At 63.0% G+C, this 16,119-nt stretch carries 15 protein-coding genes; 11 read left to right on the forward strand and 4 right to left on the reverse strand.

The genetic code is table 11. From position 1 onward, the window contains the following. Positions 1-19 precede the first annotated feature (19 nt). From K1X71_07845 to K1X71_07855, 3 genes are all read left to right on the forward strand, one after another. Positions 20-1,105, forward strand: a complete 1,086-nt coding sequence (locus K1X71_07845; protein MBX7073046.1) for a saccharopine dehydrogenase NADP-binding domain-containing protein — start codon at positions 20-22, stop codon at positions 1,103-1,105. Between the two features lie 4 nt (positions 1,106-1,109). Continuing rightward, positions 1,110-2,312, forward strand: a complete 1,203-nt coding sequence (locus K1X71_07850; protein MBX7073047.1) for an exo-alpha-sialidase — start codon at positions 1,110-1,112, stop codon at positions 2,310-2,312. 164 nt (positions 2,313-2,476) lie between these two features. Continuing rightward, positions 2,477-3,217: a hypothetical protein gene (locus K1X71_07855; GenBank protein ID MBX7073048.1), complete on the forward strand. Its 741-nt coding sequence runs from the start codon at positions 2,477-2,479 to the stop codon at positions 3,215-3,217. Between the two features lie 87 nt (positions 3,218-3,304). On the opposite strand, the gene K1X71_07860 is transcribed toward K1X71_07855, so the two are convergent. The 4 genes from K1X71_07860 to K1X71_07875 all read right to left on the reverse strand — a co-directional run bounded on the left by K1X71_07860 (position 3,305) and on the right by K1X71_07875 (position 9,576). Next, entirely contained in the window at positions 3,305-4,855 is a 1,551-nt protein-coding gene (locus K1X71_07860) for an HDOD domain-containing protein (GenBank protein ID MBX7073049.1), read from the reverse strand. 173 nt (positions 4,856-5,028) lie between these two features. After that, positions 5,029-7,239, reverse strand: coding sequence for a penicillin acylase family protein (locus K1X71_07865; protein MBX7073050.1), 2,211 nt, complete (start codon positions 7,237-7,239; stop codon positions 5,029-5,031). Positions 7,240-7,399: 160 nt separating this feature from the next. Next, complete coding sequence (locus tag K1X71_07870; GenBank protein ID MBX7073051.1) at positions 7,400-8,203, reverse strand: UvrB/UvrC motif-containing protein; 804 nt, start codon at positions 8,201-8,203, stop codon at positions 7,400-7,402. 200 nt (positions 8,204-8,403) lie between these two features. Further along, positions 8,404-9,576, reverse strand: coding sequence for a DUF4912 domain-containing protein (locus K1X71_07875; protein MBX7073052.1), 1,173 nt, complete (start codon positions 9,574-9,576; stop codon positions 8,404-8,406). Between the two features lie 789 nt (positions 9,577-10,365). Between K1X71_07875 and K1X71_07880 the strand changes: the two genes are divergently transcribed. The 8 genes from K1X71_07880 (at position 10,366) to atpG (ending at position 16,075) form a co-directional block, all read left to right on the forward strand. Continuing rightward, a complete protein-coding gene (locus K1X71_07880; GenBank protein MBX7073053.1) occupies positions 10,366-10,539 on the forward strand; it encodes an AtpZ/AtpI family protein in 174 nt (57 codons plus the stop codon). A 98-nt stretch (positions 10,540-10,637) separates the two neighbouring features. Then, positions 10,638-11,003, forward strand: a complete 366-nt coding sequence (locus tag K1X71_07885) for a hypothetical protein (GenBank protein ID MBX7073054.1) — start codon at positions 10,638-10,640, stop codon at positions 11,001-11,003. 14 nt (positions 11,004-11,017) lie between these two features. Beyond that, a complete protein-coding gene (atpB, locus tag K1X71_07890) occupies positions 11,018-11,875 on the forward strand; it encodes a F0F1 ATP synthase subunit A (protein MBX7073055.1) in 858 nt (285 codons plus the stop codon). A gap of 130 nt (positions 11,876-12,005) precedes the next feature. After that, complete coding sequence (gene atpE / locus K1X71_07895; protein ID MBX7073056.1) at positions 12,006-12,242, forward strand: ATP synthase F0 subunit C; 237 nt, start codon at positions 12,006-12,008, stop codon at positions 12,240-12,242. 86 nt (positions 12,243-12,328) lie between these two features. Next, entirely contained in the window at positions 12,329-13,021 is a 693-nt protein-coding gene (gene atpF / locus K1X71_07900; protein MBX7073057.1) for a F0F1 ATP synthase subunit B, read from the forward strand. Positions 13,022-13,032: 11 nt separating this feature from the next. Then, the gene (atpH, locus tag K1X71_07905) at positions 13,033-13,674 is read left to right on the forward strand and encodes an ATP synthase F1 subunit delta (GenBank protein ID MBX7073058.1); all 642 of its coding nucleotides are present in this window, start codon (positions 13,033-13,035) and stop codon (positions 13,672-13,674) included. Continuing rightward, positions 13,625-15,169, forward strand: a complete 1,545-nt coding sequence (gene atpA, locus K1X71_07910; GenBank protein ID MBX7073059.1) for a F0F1 ATP synthase subunit alpha — start codon at positions 13,625-13,627, stop codon at positions 15,167-15,169. The genes atpH and atpA overlap by 50 nt, the downstream gene beginning before the upstream one ends. A gap of 21 nt (positions 15,170-15,190) precedes the next feature. Then, the gene (gene atpG, locus K1X71_07915; GenBank protein MBX7073060.1) at positions 15,191-16,075 is read left to right on the forward strand and encodes an ATP synthase F1 subunit gamma; all 885 of its coding nucleotides are present in this window, start codon (positions 15,191-15,193) and stop codon (positions 16,073-16,075) included. The last annotated feature ends 44 nt before the right edge of the window (positions 16,076-16,119 follow it).

Genomic DNA, 16,119 nt, shown 5'->3' on the forward strand with positions numbered 1-16,119 from the left:
CTACCCCTGGAGCGCAATCATGAACGACTCGAACTGGATGATCTACGGCGCCAACGGCTACACCGGCGAGCTAACCGCCCGCGAGGCGGCCCGCCGCGGCCTGCATCCCGTGCTGGCCGGACGCTCACGCGACAAAGTCGAACGGTTGGCACGCGAACTCGATTGCCCCAGCCGAGTCTTCGATCTGCAAAGCCCCGACCAGATCGCGCGCGAGATCAAAGACATGGCGGTGGTCGCACACTGCGCGGGGCCCTTTTCCGCCACTGCTCGGCCGATGATGGACGCCTGCCTCAAAGCCTGCGCTCACTACTGCGATATCACCGGCGAACTCGAAGTGATCGAGGCGGGCGCCGAGCGCGACGGCCGCGCCCGCGAGGCCGGCATCGCGATGATCCCGGCGCTCGGCTTCGATGTCGTCCCCAGCGATTGCCTGGCCGCCACCGTCGCCGAGGCGCTTCCCGGCGCCAGCCAATTGCAATTGGCCTTTGCCGGCAGCGGCGGCTGGAGTCCCGGCACAATGAAGACCATGATCGAAAGCCTGCCCAAGGGGGGGCGTGCCCGCGTCGCCGGCCGCATCACCAAAGTGCCTGCCGCCTGGAAGGACATGGAAGTTCCCTTTGCCAGCGGCCCCAAGCGCTGCGTCACCATTCCCTGGGGCGACGTCGCCAGCGCCTACTACTCGACCGCCATTCCCAACATCGAAGTCTACACGGCCGTGCCGCCGAGCCAGATCAAGCAGATGCGCCGCACCCGCTGGCTGATGCCGCTCGCCGGCATCACTTTCGTGCAGAAGATCATGAAGGGACGCGTCGAGCGCTCGATCAAAGGGCCGAGCGAACAAGGCCTGCGTGAAAGCCGCTCGTCCCTCTGGGCGCGGGCGATCCATGCCGATGGACGCCGGATCGACGCCACATTAGAAACCGCCGGCGGCTATCCGCTGACCGTGCTCACCACGCTGGCCGCGGTCGAAAGGCTGCTCGCCGGGCTAGGCCCCAAAGGCTTCGCCACGCCGTCGCGTGCCTTCGGCAAGGAGTTTATTTTAGAAGCCGCTCCCGAATCGAAACTCACCCTGCAACAGCCGGTTGTCGCCGGCGCCACGAGGTAACACCATGCGTCATTGGGTCAGTTGTTTGGTTGGACTGGTCGCCCTCTCGTTTTCTCTGGTCAGCGCCGTGGCGGACGAACCGCGTTACAGCGAGTCGTTCGTGTTTCCGTTCAGCGAAGAGCACAATCACGCGCCCGGCGTGGTCGAGTGTCCCAATGGCGATCTCTTGGTCTCCTGGTATCGCGGCGCCGGTGAGCGCAGCGCCGACAACGTGGCTGTCTACGGCGCGCGCCAGCGTAAAGGGTCGGGCGAGTGGAGCGAGGCATTTCTCATGGTCGACACGCCCGGCTTTCCCGATTGCAACACCACCATGATGATCGACTCGCAGCAGCGCCTCTGGCTGTTCTGGCCCGTGATTCTGGCCAACACCTGGGAGTCGTGCCTGACCAAGTATCTGGTGTCGCAAGATTACGAGGGCGACGGCGTTCCCAAATGGCAGTGGCAAGACATCATTCCGCTCAAGCCGCAGAACTTTGAAGAGCGCATGACCACCGGCCTCGACGCGCTGGAAAAGCAGTACCCCAATGCCGGCCCGCGCGAAAAACAGTTTGTCGCCTTCGTCCGCAAGACGCTCAAGGAAAAGCTCTCCAATCGGCTCGGCTGGCAACCGCGCTGCAAACCGACAGTGCTCCCCAGCGGGCGAATCTTACTGCCCCTCTATACCGACACCTATTCGGTGTCGCTCATGGCCATCAGCGACGATCAAGGAAAAAGCTGGTACGCCAGCGAACCCTTGGTGAGCTACGGCGGCATTCAGCCCGCGGTGCTGCGCCGCAACGATGGCACGCTGGTCGCCTACATGCGCGAGAATGGGCCGCTAGAGAAGATTCGCGTTTGCGAATCGAAAGACGACGGTATCACCTGGGGGCCCTGCGGCACGATCGACTTGCCCAACCCAGGCGCCGGCATCGACGCGGTACGCTTGGCCAACGGGCATTGGGTGCTGATCTACAACGACACCACCGAGCATCGCAATAGTCTGGCGCTGGCCATCTCAGAGGACGAAGGCAAGACCTGGCCCATCAAGCGCCACCTGGAAAAGCACGAGTCGGGCTCCTACCACTATCCGGCCATCATTCAAGGCGCCGACGGCACGATTCACGCCGTTTACAGCTACTTCCGGCAGGAAAAAGGGAAGCCCGAAGGAAAAACCATGAAACACGCCGCATTTAACGAGGCGTGGATTCGGGAGGGGGATAAATCCTGACCGCCAGGGATCAGTCGCCCCCTTGCGCTTGGCCTGAGAAAACGGGCCAAAATATTGCGAAAAATAAATTTAGACATTTTTATCCAAATTTGGGAACCTGAAGCGATCTTTGGGGGTTCTATTGGTTAGCAGTACCCCCTCTTCCTCCCCAAAAGGATCGCGACATGAACCGAACGCTCTGCATCGCCGCGGCGATGGGTCTTTTCTGTCTGGCCGCCGCTTCCGCCAGCGCCGACGAGCGTCGAGACGCTCGGCTGGAATCGATTTGGGCCGCCATTCTGGAACGCGTCGACACCAACAAGAACAGCTCCCTGGAAGTGGAGGAGTTGACCAAGCAACTCGAATCGCTGGCCGCGCAGATCGACGCCGACAAGAACGGCTCGGTGAGTCGAGAGGAGCTACAGGCCGCCGCTCGTGGCGCCCGGCGCGAAGCGAAGAAGGTAGTGCAAACCGCCGTCAGCGAGTCGCGCGACAAAAACAAAGCGGTCAAGATCGCCGATGTGGAGCAGCACGTCCACCAGGCGCTGACGCGGGTCGACGCCGATAAGAACGGCGAGATCACGCGCGGCGAGGCGCGGCAGGCCGTGCGATTCGTGATGGCCCAGGCGCACAAGCGGGCCGAAGCGCATTGCAAAGCGGGGCGAACCGAAGTGGCCAAAGTCCTCGGACAAGCGAAGAAGTCCGACCAGGTGGTGTTAACCGCGGTGATTCAGCGACTCGACACCAACAACGACAAGAAACTGCAAGGCGCCGAATTGCAGGCCCGCGCGCAAGCCGTCTTCGTGGCGATCGACACCGACAAGGACCAGGCCTTGTCCAAGGAGGAGATCAACCATGCTGCGGCTCGGGCGGCCCAAAAGGTTCGCCGCGAGTTGGAAAAGCGTGTCGCGATGCTGCTGAAATAGCGATTCGCGCGCGCTCGGCGCCATGCGCCATCGTCGTCGCGACTGGCCGCTCGTGGGACGGCCAGTCGCGGCTTGGCGCGCGCCGATCTAAATAATCTCGATGCTCTTGAGCACGTCGCCGCCAGATGCTCTTGCGCCATACAGGCACCGATCGGCGGCGTGCACCAGATCTTCGGCGGGAAAATTCTTAGGAGGCAAGGTCACGCTGGCCGCGCCGATCGACACCGTGAACGCCGGCCCCTCGCCGTCTCCCAACGACGTTTCGGTCGCGCGCACCGCGCGCAATAACTCGTTGCCCAGCCGCGCCGCTTGAGCGCGATCGCAGTCGGGCAGCATCACGGCTAGCCGCGCCTCTCGTGTTTGCAGGCACACCAATCCTTCGTGGTCGATGCGCTCGCAGGCGCCGCGCAGCCAGTCGATCCACGCTGTGGCGCTCTCCAACCCTTCGCGAAAGATCACCTCGGCGAAACGATCCGCCTCGACAAGCAGCAGGCTCAGCGCGGTCCGCATCTGCCGGCATGCCGCCACTTGCTCGCATAGCCCCGCGAGCAGCAACTGGTCGTCCTCGGCCGCGATCGGCGCGCTCGCCACCGGCTGCGGCCGGCGCTGGGTCGTCGGCTGGGCGAATGCCGCCTCCAGCGCCGCCGACAGCGCCCGCGCGTCGTTGTCGATCCACTGCGGCGCATCGAGTGGGGCGCCGGCGCGCTCGCGCAGCAGGTCGGCCACCACTTCGTTGGCCATGCTGGCCATTTGTTGCCGCGCTCGATCGAGCACCTCGCGGTAGTTCAGCCCGCGCGGCAATTCCAACGACAACACATCGGCCAGTTGTTTCACTTTTTCTTCGAGCGTCGCGATCAGTTGGTCGAGCCACGACCGGGTCAGCGAGCGATTCGCCGGCTCCTTCAACAATTCCGGCAGCGCTAGCGTCCGGCCGTCGCACAATAGCGCGGTGACCAGTTCGGCCAGGTCGAGCACCCGCGACAATGGCGTCGACTCGCCGAGCGCGCCATCGCGTCCCTCCACCGCCTCCACCAGCGAAGTCGGCAATCGCCAATGCTCCAGCAAACGTGCCGAGAGCTGGATGTGATCGAAGCCGAGCGCCAGCCGCTCGAACTGCCGCAGATTTCCCTGCTCCTGCCACACGCGATCCAAAAACTGCACGTACGCCGGCCCCACCTGCTGCACCAGCGCCAAGAGTCCCAGGTCTTGCAGCAAACCGGCGATGAACGCCTCGTCGCTGTGTTTCGCCCCCGAGCGCTCGCAAATCTCGCGCGCCGCCACCGCCTTGACCAGCGTCCGTTGCCAGTAGCGCGTCAATACATCGCCCGCCACCTCCGAGAAGAGCGCGTCGGGCAGACTGAACCCCAGCACCAGCAACTTGAGCGGTTTCAGTCCCAAGAGGGCCAGCGCTTGATTCAAGTCGTGTACTTGCTTGCTCAAGCCAAACAGCGAGCTGTTCACCACCCGCAGTATCTTGGTCGTCAGCGCCGGGTCGCGCTCGATGCAATCCTTCAACTGCCGCGCGCTGGTCTGCGGATCGCTGGCAAGCTGCAACACCTCCACCGCCACGGCGGGCAGGCTATACAGCTCGCCGCTCTGCTGCACGAGGCGATCTAGTGTCGAAGTGGCGACCGACATGGCAATCTGCGCTGGGGTGGGGAGTGATCGCCAGCGGCTCGCGTGGGGGCGCTCGGCGGGGGGCAATGCAAGTCTAGCTTGCCACTGTGGTTGTGCCGGCAAATTCAAGCGTCCCATAGTTCGCGCCGCGCGACGCAGGCGACACAAGGCGCAAAACCGGCCCCGAGCGCCGATTAACTCGGGCTTTGCGGGGCGCCGTCGGGCGACAGCCGCTTGTAGACCCCAGCGCACCAGCGGGGGATTTCGTTCTTGTACCAACCGCTGAAGCGCCCCTCGCTCGGCCCCCCCGGCAGGTTGGTCCAGGCCTCGTTGGTCGATAGATCGGTGGTGAAGTGATACGACGGCGCGAACGTCGCCTCGCGCGTCGCCACCCGTAGCAGGTGCCCCTGAAAGGGAGTCGCGTGACAGCCCGGCATCGGCAATTCGCCCGTCTCAAAGCCGAGCGCCCGCCCCACCAGTTGCCCTTCAAAGAAGCGGCTGGTGAAGCGAAACGAGTTGGTCTTCGACCAGGGATGGTCGTCTTCAGGCGTGAGCTTGAGCGCCGCGATGCGGATTAGCTCTCCCTTGTCGCGCCCCTTCCACCACAGCGACTGCTCCTTTTGCAGCAACTTGTCGATCGACGTCACGACCATCAGTGAAAAGCCGGATCGCGAACAAAGAAACAGCATCCGCCGCCAGCCGATGCCCCCTTCGGGCTGGCCAAAGATCTCGAGCAGCACATTGCGATACAGCCGCGAGAACAACGTGGCCTCGTGGCTGTCCACGCTGTAATTGCCGTCCCAGTTCGCCAGGCGATCGCGCAGTTGCCCATCGGTCAGGTGCGGCAGAAAGACCTGGAGCACGTCGCGCGCCTGCGTGCTCACCACGTCGTACTGCATCGCCTGCATGTCGGCCATCGTGGCGTGAGGCAACTCCGCCAGGCGCTCGTCGATCCGCCGCTTGCGATAGTTCGGCACCGGCTGGGTGACAAGCTCTGGCCCATTCTCCGGATTGATGTTCTCGTTCGCGGTCGCCACGTAGCCGCACGGCGGATCGTAGACTCGCGGCAACTGAGAACTATCCAGCCAGCCTTGCCAATGGTTCGCTTCGTCCCAGGCGGGGATCGGCAATAGCCCACTATGCCCGTTGCCACGCTTCGGAAACCAACCGCTCGCCTGATAGCCAATATGTCCTTCGCGATCGGCCACCACCCAAGTGAGCGTGGGCTGTGGGCATTCGCGCACCAGGTCCAAGCCGTCGATGGCCGAGCGGCACTGCGGCAGATCGAGCCAGGTGGTCATCGATTGCCGAACGCCGCCATGATCGCCGGTCCAGGAAGTCGCCAGATAGTAGCCCGCGCCCCCCGCCTCTGGGTCGCTATCGAGCGTACCTTGGGGTGTCGAATAGATATGCATCGTCTCCGCGGCGCCACCTTTGGATTCGATCGTTTCGACGCGCACATCCAGATCGCGCCATTGCTCCCTTCGGCGATACTGCCAGCCGGTTTCGCCTTGTCTAACGTCCTCGATAAACGAGTCGCTCGTGTCCCCCTTGAGGTACGTCACACCCCAGGCGATCTCGGGGGTGCGCCCAATGCCGAACATCGGGCAGCCTGGCAGCGTGGCGCCCATCACATAGCGGTCGTCCCACGCCAGCACCGCCTCGTACCAGATGGCGGGCAGTCGATTGATTTCCAAATGCGGATCAGAAGCCAATAGCGTGCCGCCGCTGGCACTGCGCCGTGGCGCCACCGCCCAGGCGTTGCTCCCCGCCAGTCGCGGCAAATCGGTAATCAGCTCCATCGCCGGATCGGAGATGCGGTTGGAGATCTTGATCTGCCGCAGCAGGTCAAAGTCGGCGCGGTCCAGCGCCGGCTCGAACAACTCCCGCATCAAGGCGTCGTCGACGCCGGCCTGGATCAGTTCCAACAGCAAGCGTTCGTTCTGCTGCTGGCCCACCGCCAGGCCGCCAAAGTTCAGCAGGTTGCCAATCAACACCACCGCGTGCTGATTCCATGGCTGCACCTGAAAGCCGGTCGCCCACATCGGCAGCGAACGACCGGCCTGCTTCATGCCATCGTTCACCCCTTCGCAGTACGATGTAAGATCGCCAAAGTGGTGATCGTCTAGGTCATCGACTTCGCGATTCAGATTGAGATACAGCCCCACCCGCCGGAAGAAGCGATCGGTCTCGACCAGTTCTGGCTTGTCGGCGATCAACTCGGCCGAGCGGCCGCTCGCCACGGCGCGGGCAAACAGCATTTGCGTGGGGCGGTCGATGGCATGCAGATAGCCCAAGCCATATAGCGCGTCGCGCCAACTATGCGCCCGCACGTGCGGCACGCCGTTGTCGTCGCGCTCGACCTGAAACGGTCGGCGAGCGAATTTATTCCTCAGTGGCTTCATGCGGAAAGGCTGACAGGACTTGGGTTTGCCGTGCAAACGTAGCACAGACTCGACAGGGCGACCATTGCAGCGCCCCGCCAATCGCTACTATTGCTACGCACGGCGTAATCCATTCGCCCGAGACACCGTCCATGACGGCGTCCGACCATCGAATGGGGCCCTACAACTGCTCACCCTGTCGGGGCGAGCGCGACTCTTGCATCCGATGGATCTCGTCGCGCAGTTGGGCCGCCTCTTCAAATCGCTCCTCGGCCACGGCCAAAGTCAGCTTGTCGCGCAGTTGGACGATCGGGTCGTACGGCCGGCGCTTGCTATGACTGTTCTGCTTTGCCACCACCTGATCGCGCCAGCGCTGCATCTGCGCCAACTCGTTGCACTCGTCCGACCGCTCGCGCTGGTTGTAGTCGTCCAAAAACTGCCAGATGGCCGCCACCGCCGAATCGATCACCTGTAGCGCCGTGTCGTAGTCGCGCAGTTCCACCAGCGGCGTCGCCACCGCGCGGGCGTGCATCATGGTGACGTAGGGGCGCCACTGATCGAATTGCAACTTGTCGCGCTCGTTCTCGGCGTGATCGCGCACAAACGAAAAGAGCTTCAGGTTGCGCGCCGTGTCGCGCGCGCAAAGCTCGTAGCGACCCAGGTGCCAAAAGCTGAGATAGCGGTGGTAATACTGCACCCCTTCGCGCATCAACCGGCCCAGGCTGGCCGCGTCCAACCGATAGGGCATACCGTCAGGGTTGCCTTGATCGTGCTTGCGCTGCTCTCCCACGTAATGGTCAAGCCACGATTCGCACCCCTCGGGCCGCACGCCATCGGGCCGCCCATCGACCTCCATTTGCAACAGCCCCAGATCGAGACGCAGTTGCAGCTTCTCGCGGCCATCGTCCCCCGGCACCAACCGCACGGAGAAACCATCCGGCTCGTATTCCCAGCCATCGACGATGCTAGAAATATCCTTCGACACGTGCCACCCAACCTGTCATGGGAGGGCCCGCCAGCTCGACAGTTCGATCCGGCGCAAACCCAAGTGATGATGCGACTTGCCGACACAATGGCGGGCCCCGCTTCGCCTGCCAGCCAGCAATGCAAGTTTAGAGCCGACGCCAAAGTGGGACAATCCCGCGCCAAAGGCGCGCGCCGGCGAGAAACGCGCTAAAAATGCGCTCAGTCGGTCGTGTCGCGAGTGACCGGTTCCATCGTCTTGGTGTTCCGCTCCACCGCCAGCACCACCGTGCGCTGTTCCACGCCGTCGGCGCTGGAGGCCACGGCCGGAATCACCTGCCGGCAGTTCGGCATCGACACCCGCACCGTAAAGGTGCCGTCGGGCCGCAATTGCACCGGTTCGCCTTGCAACATGACATGCGCGTTCGATTCGGTGCGACCGTACACGATCATCTCGGCGTCGACTTCAAACTGAAACTCTTTCTTGCGCGGCGTGGCGATCATCCGCTCGCCGCCTGCGCCATAGCGCGTCATCACCGGCGAGCCCATCGGCCGACGCAAGCGCTCTTCGAACAACTCTTGCAGTTCCGAACTGTTGATCTCCGGCGAATAGCCGCCGCTCATGGCAAAGATCTTGTCGAAGTTCTCCGCCACGTCCGACCAGTTTTCGTCCAGTTCCGACGAGGCGGCCGCTTTCGGAGTTGACACCACATTGCTGCGGGCCAACGTGTAGAACTTGCCGCTCGGCGCCAGATAGCCAATATCAACGCGATAGGTGCGCGGCGAGTCGTTGAGATCGATGTACCAATTGTTCACGCCGCCATGAATGTCGATGTCGCGGATCACCCGCTCGGCGGCCGAGGTCGTGCTATTGCTCGAAACGTCCAACAGTCGCAGCACTGCCCGAGAGGCGTGCCACTCCTGGGCCAATGCCGCCTCCGCGCGAACCACCCCGTGGCGGGTGATCTCCCAATAGGCATGCAGCCAGTACGGATCGCGGACCATCACCACCAACCGGTCGCGGGCGTACCCCTCCGGCTTGCCCGCCGGCGTGCGGAACGCCAGGTTCTTCAGACGGCGCTGTTCTGTCTTGGCCTGGCCAATCCGGCGGGCCACCGCCGGCGACTTGGGCTTGGGGCGGGGAGCGGACTTGGAGCTGACTACGGACTTCTTATTGGTCTTGGTGCGATTCACCGCCGTCGCGCTGCTCGTCTGGCTGCGGCTGGTGGCGGGGCGCTTCTTCCCGTTGACCGGCGTCGACTTGGCTGCTGCCTTGGGCGCTAGCGCTTTGACAAGCTGCTCCTTGCGCATCGTTTGCCAACCGCGTACGCCTTTGCGCTTTGCGATTTGAGCCAAGTCTTTGAGAGTAAGAGCTTTAAGGGTTGCTGCGGTCATAGAGAGGGTATCTCTGTGCAGGGTGCGAAGAGGCGGGTCGGTGGACAACCTGTCCCACGGCGACGAGCTTCCCTGCTGCCGCTCTGACGCGATCTATCGAATGAGCGGTTGGGCCCCACGAAGCGGATTCAAACCAGTCGTTGCTTGCAGGCCCAGGTTGGTGATTGAGTCACCATCCCCCCGAAGCGAGGGCCCATCAACGCAGTCCCGATCTTAACCGTCTGAGTATTAAAACGCAACAATCCGCGAGATGGTTCGCTGCCAAACGGCACGCTTTTTGATCGCCGTAAATCGTTATGACCGTTAAGGCTGGATAAGTCCCCAGGCAGGCGAATCGACGCCGGCCAAACCAGGCCCGCTAGCTGTGTCCTCTGGCGGGTCATCTCAAGGCCTGTCGCGCGATCCAATTTGGGCGTGTGCTGCCATCAAGCTCATTTCGCAACTCGTTAATCAGATTTATGTTGCGAGCCTATTTCCGACTTTGTGAAAAAAAACACGAATTTTGCCGCCGACTCATTGACACCCTCTATTCGGCCTGAGTAAAGTGCCCTCGTTACGACAGTTATGGCCCACAGTTTCACCCCCCGGGTCCCTGCGTCGCCGACCAGGAAATTGCCCTGTTCGGCGGTTCGCCAGGCACTCCCCCCGCTTTTAAGTCCGCGGAGCCCCCGCTCGACCGGTTCGAGAAGCTCCCGGCCGACCGCCGACGTGGTTCCCACGCCCGATGATCGTGCTCCCTTGGCGATTGCCGCCCAGTGGGCAACTGTTGCCATCACTGTCGCCCTCGAGATGGCGGTCCCGGCCCTCATTGGTTTCGGGATCGATTCCTGGTTGGGCACGCGGCCGGTGTTGGTTTCGATTGGCGCCGTGCTTGGGCTGGTGCTCGGAATGTGGCATCTCGTTCGGCTGTCGAACTCGGGTCGGTTGGGTCAATCAGACGATCGTCATCGGCGGCGGTCGTGACTTTGCAAGGCGAAAGAGCGATTGTGAGCGCGGCGCGTGCAGTTGGGTGGTTGCCCAGTGCCCCTCGTGGGTTGGCGGGCGGCTGTGCGCTGCTCGCTGTGGCTACCCTTCTTACGCTGCTCATCGCCGGCTCGATTGGTTTTGCACTGTATGGCATGTGGGGGCTGCTCGCCGCGTCGCTCGCCGCAGTGCTCTGCCTTGGCGGCGCCGAGGCGGCGCTGGTCGCCAGCCGGCTGGCGCAGCGCGCCAGGCCCGATCAGGCGCTCGCCGGCATGCTGCTGGCGATGCTCTTTCGCATGACCGCGCCCTTGGCCGGCGCGCTTTGGATTTACTTGCAAGGCGATCGGCTTGTCGCGGCTGGCGCCTGGTATCAGTTGATCGTGTTCTATCTGGTCACGTTGGCCGTCGAAGTCGGTCTTCAGTTGCAAGGCCTGCCGGCGCCCCGGCTGGCTCCTCGTCGGTGATAGGGTGACCCGTTATGGCATCTGACGTCGCACATCACATCTCGCACGTTCAAGACTCGACCTACTTCGAGTTGCCGATGAGCCTCGGCGGCAAGTGGCACATTCCACAGCCCTTTGCCGGCAAGATGTCGATCGAACTGCCAGCTCCGTTTCAGCCGATCGACCTCAAAATCACCAAGTTCATGGTGCTCGAAACAGTCATCGCCGTCGTGATGGCGATTGTGTTCATCTGGGTCGCGCAGCGCGTCGTCACGGCGGGCGCCCCCAAGGGTCGCATCTGGAATCTGTTCGAAGCCTTCCTGGTCTTTATTCGCGATGGCATTGCCCGACCCGCGATCGGCAGCCACGACGGCGACAAGTTCCTGCCGTACCTCTGGACCGTCTTCTTCTTTGTCTTGTCCTGCAACTTGATTGGCATGCTCCCCTGGAGCGGCACCCCCACCGGCGCCATGGGCGTCACCGCCGCTTTGGCGCTCTGCACCTTTACCGTCGTAGTGGGCGCGGGCATGAAAAAAATGGGCGCCGTCGGTTTCTTCAAGGGGCTGGTGCCGCACATGGACCTGCCCAAGCCGATCGCCATCTTCGTCATTCCCTTCATTTTTGGGATCGAGTTGTTTGGGTTGCTCGTCAAGCATTTCGTGTTGGCTGTCCGCTTGCTCGCCAATATGTTCGCCGGTCACCTGGTGCTCTCCGTCATCCTCGGCTTCATCGCCGTCAGCGCCAGCAGCATGGCCTGGTATGGCGTTATGCCCGCCAGCGTGTTGGGCGCGGTGGCGCTCAACATGCTCGAGCTGATGGTGGCGTTCATTCAGGCGTACATCTTCACGTTTTTGTCCGCGTTGTTCATCGGCATGGCGGTTCACCCGCACTGATGACCGTTTACACATTTGGTTTTTCTGAATCCATCGTTCTGGCAACCCGTAAGAGGAGACGACTCTAGTGAACAAGTTCTTCAAAATTGCCGCTCTGTGCGTGGTGATGTTGCTCATGGCCTCGCCAGCCATGGCTCAAGAGGCTGCCGCGGCCGCTCAGCCGCTCATCAGCTTCAGCGGCGCGTTTGGCGCGGGCCTGATCATCATTGGCGCCGGCCTGGGCATTGCCCGCATCGGCGGCAACGCGGTGGAGAGCATGGCCCGTCAGCCCGAGGTGGCCGGCAACATCCAAACGGCCATGTTGATCGCGGCGGCCCTGATCGAGGGCGCCACGTTCTTCGCGCTGATCGTTTGCATGCAGGGCTAAGCGACTTGGTTTGGCAAGCGCGCCCTTGTGGCCAGCGGTTGGCCCAGGGGCGCTCGGGTCCGCACGCGCAGGAAAGAGCCTGACTTATGAGATCGCAGGTGCTTCGTTCATCGCTCGTCGTCGCCTGGTGCGCCCTGGCCGCCTGGTGCTTTTCGGCAAGTTTGGCCGTTGGACAAGAAGCCGCCGAACATCCCACCCCGGCGGCGACGCATGACGCCGCGCATGCCGAGGCTGGCCACGGCGAGGCCGAGCATGGCGGCGAACATGGCGACACCAACCCGTTGACCACCGATGTCGATCTGGCGGTTTACACGGCGGTCGTCTTTCTGCTGTTGGTGTTCATTCTCGGCAAGTTCGCCTGGAAGCCGATCGCCGAGGGGCTCGACCGGCGCGAGCAGACGATTGCCGAGCAGATCGAGGCCGCCAATCGCACGCACCAGGAGGCCAAAAACCTGCTGGCGATGTACGACAAGCGGTTGACTGGCGCCCAGGACGAAGTGAAGGCGATGCTCGATCAGGCCCGCCGCGACGCCACGCAGGCCAGCCAGGAGATGCTCAACAAGGCCACTGCCGACGCCACCGACATCAAAGATCGCGCTGTCCGCGACATCGAAACCGCCAAGGGCGCCGCGCTCAAGGAACTGGCCGAGTCGAGCGGCCGCATGGCCGTTGATTTGGCGGGCAAAATCGTGCGCGACGAGCTCGACGCGGGTCGCCACCAGCGGCTTATCCAAGAGTCGCTGGAGCGGTTTCCCGCCGGCAGCGCAGGTCGCGGCTAGGAGTCAACCGCATGTCGAACCAAGAGTCGTCGCCCAAGCCCACCGCCAACGTCGATCCCGCGCGCCAACAGCTCGGGGCGATCTACGCCAAGGCGCTCTTGGGCGCCAGTGAAAGCGCCGGCCAAACCGACGCCCTCATCGCCGACTTGGACGCGGTCGTCTCCCAAGCGCTCGATCCGCATCCTCAGTTCGAGGCGTTGCTCAACTCCGGCGTCATCTCGATCGACGAAAAAGAGCGCATCATCGATCGCGTGCTCGGCGCTCGCTTGGCGCCATTGACCGTGAATTTTCTCAAGGTGCTCGCGCGTCGTGGCCGTCTCAACGCCATTCGCGACGTGCACCGCGCCGCCCATGACCTGTTCAACGAGCTACGCGGCCGCGTGCGGGTCGAAGTCGTCACCGCCACGCCGCTCGATTCCCAATCGTCTCAACAACTCAACGATCGGATTCGCGACATGCTCAGTCGCGAGCCGGTCCTGGTTCCCCGCGTCGATCCCCATGTGATCGGCGGCGTTGTCTTGCGCGTGGGCGACACGGTTTACGACAACTCCGTCGCCACCCAGCTACAACGTCTCAGCGGGCAGATTATCAGCAGGAGCGTCCATGAAATTCAAAGCCGACGAGATCGCTTCAGTTATCCAGCAGGAAATTGAAAACTTTCAATCGCAGATCGACGTCCGTGAAGTCGGACGCGTGATCGAGGCGGGCGACGGCATTGCGCGCGTCTACGGCCTCTCCGGCGTCATGGCCGGCGAAATGGTGCAGTTCGCCAATGGCGTCTACGGGCTGGCCTTCAACCTTGAAGAAAACTCGGTCGGCGTGATCATTCTCGGCGATTTCCTCGGCATCACCGAGGGAGACGAGGTCCGCAGCACCGGGCGCTTGCTTAGCGTGCCGGTGGGCGACGCCGTGATTGGCCGCGTGGTCGATCCGCTCGGCAACCCGCTCGACGGCAAGGGCCCCATCGTCACCAGCGAGTCGCGCCCGGTGGAGAGCCCCGCCCCCGGCGTGGCCGAACGTCAACCGGTGCGCGAGCCGCTACAAACCGGCATCAAGGCTATCGACGCCATGACCCCGATCGGCCGCGGCCAGCGCGAGCTGGTGATCGGCGACCGCAAGACCGGCAAGACCGCCATCGGCGTCGACGCCATCATCAATCAGCGCGACTCCGGCGTGAAGTGTTTTTACGTCGCCATCGGCCAGAAAGAATCGACCGTCGCCGGTGTGATCGAGGCCTTGCGCAAACACGGCGCCATGGACTACACCACGGTGATCGTGGCCGGCGCCAGCGATCCGGCGCCGCTGCAATTCATCGCCCCGTATGCCGGCACCGCCATGGCCGAACACTTCATGTACAACGGCGGCCACGCCTTGATTGTCTACGACGATCTCTCCAAGCAGGCCGCCGGCTATCGCCAGATGGCCCTGCTCATGCGGCGGCCGCCAGGTCGCGAGGCGTTCCCCGGCGACGTGTTCTATCTCCATAGCCGCCTGCTGGAGCGTTCGGCCAAGCTCAGTGCGGAACTGGGGGGCGGTTCGCTCACCTCGTTGCCCGTCGTCGAAACGCTCGAAGGCGAAGTCTCCGCCTACATTCCCACCAACGTCATCTCGATCACCGACGGCCAGATCTATCTGCAGCCCGACCTGTTCTTCTCCGGTCAGCGTCCGGCCATGAACGTCGGCATCTCGGTGTCGCGGGTGGGTAGTTCGGCACAAATTCCGGCCATGAAGAAGGTGGCCGGCGGTTTGCGGCTCGATCTGGCCGCCTTCCGCGAGTTGGAGGCGTTTGCCCAACTCGGCACCGATCTCGACGCCGCCACGCAATCGCGGCTCGACCGCGGTTATCGCATGGTCGAACTGCTCAAGCAGGGCCAGTACCAGCCGATGAACGTCACCGACCAGGTGCTTAGCATCTACGCCGGCACGCGCGGCCATCTCGACAAGATCCCCACGCAACTGGTGCATACCTGGGAAAAGGGCTTCTTGCAGTTCGTTCGCGAGGAGCGCTCGTCGCTCGTCCAAAAGATCAGCGACACCAAGAAGATCGACGACGAAACCGAGCGCGAAGTGGAGCAGGCGATCGCCGACTTCCAAAAGCGCTTCGCCGCCGAGCATCTCAAACAGCGCGAAGCGGCCAAGGTCGCCTAGTTTCACGGGAAGCAACGACTCATGGCCAAGGCCCGAGCACTCGATAAACGTCGCAAGTCGATCCGCAACATCCGCAAGATCACGCGGACCATGGAGCTGATCGCGACCGCGCGCTTCAAAAAAGCGATGGACCGCGCCGCCGCGGCCACCAGCTATACACGCCGCATCACCCAGTTGGTGGCCGATCTGGCCCACGCCGGCCTCGAGGTCAGCCATCCGCTGCTCGAAGAGCGCGCAGAAACCAAGCACGCCGCTCTGCTGGTGCTTACCGGCAACCGCGGCCTCTGCGGCGGTTACAACTCCAATGTCCTCCGCCAGTCGCTCCCCCGCTTGCAGGAGCTCAAGGCCGCCGTGCCACGCGTCACCGTCTCGGTGTCGGGCAAGCGCGGCCTGACGGCGTTCAAGTTTCGTAACCTCGCGGTCGACACCAGCTTCACCCATTTTGAAGACAAGCCCTCGTTCGACGAAGTCGACCTGCTGGCCAGTTGCTATCTGGAGCAGTACATCACCGGCGAAATCGACCGGCTCGACGTCGCCTACACACGGTTCATCAGCGTGTCGCGACAAGTCGCCGTGGTCGAAACCCTGCTGCCGCTCGGTTCGCTCGATGGCGGAGCGGAAAAGGCCGAGGCCACTCCCTCACACGTGCCGTACGAGTTCTTGCCCTCGGCCGCCAGCATCTTGGAAGAAGTGGTCCCCACCAGCTTCAAAGTTCGGCTGTTCAAGTGCTTTCTCGATGCGGCGGTCAGCGAGCAAGTAGCCCGCATGATCGCCATGAAATCGGCGACCGAGAACGCCGATGGCCTGATCAAGATGCTCAGCATGACCTACAACCGCGCTCGCCAAACGCAGATCACCAGCGAACTGCTCGATGTGCTCGGCGGCGTGGAGGCCCTCAAGGGTTAGTCCACCGGCACGGCCTGCCAATCACACAATAACCACACACATTC

The organism is Pirellulales bacterium, from assembly GCA_019694455.1.
Classification (GTDB): Bacteria; Planctomycetota; Planctomycetia; order Pirellulales; family JAEUIK01; genus JAIBBY01.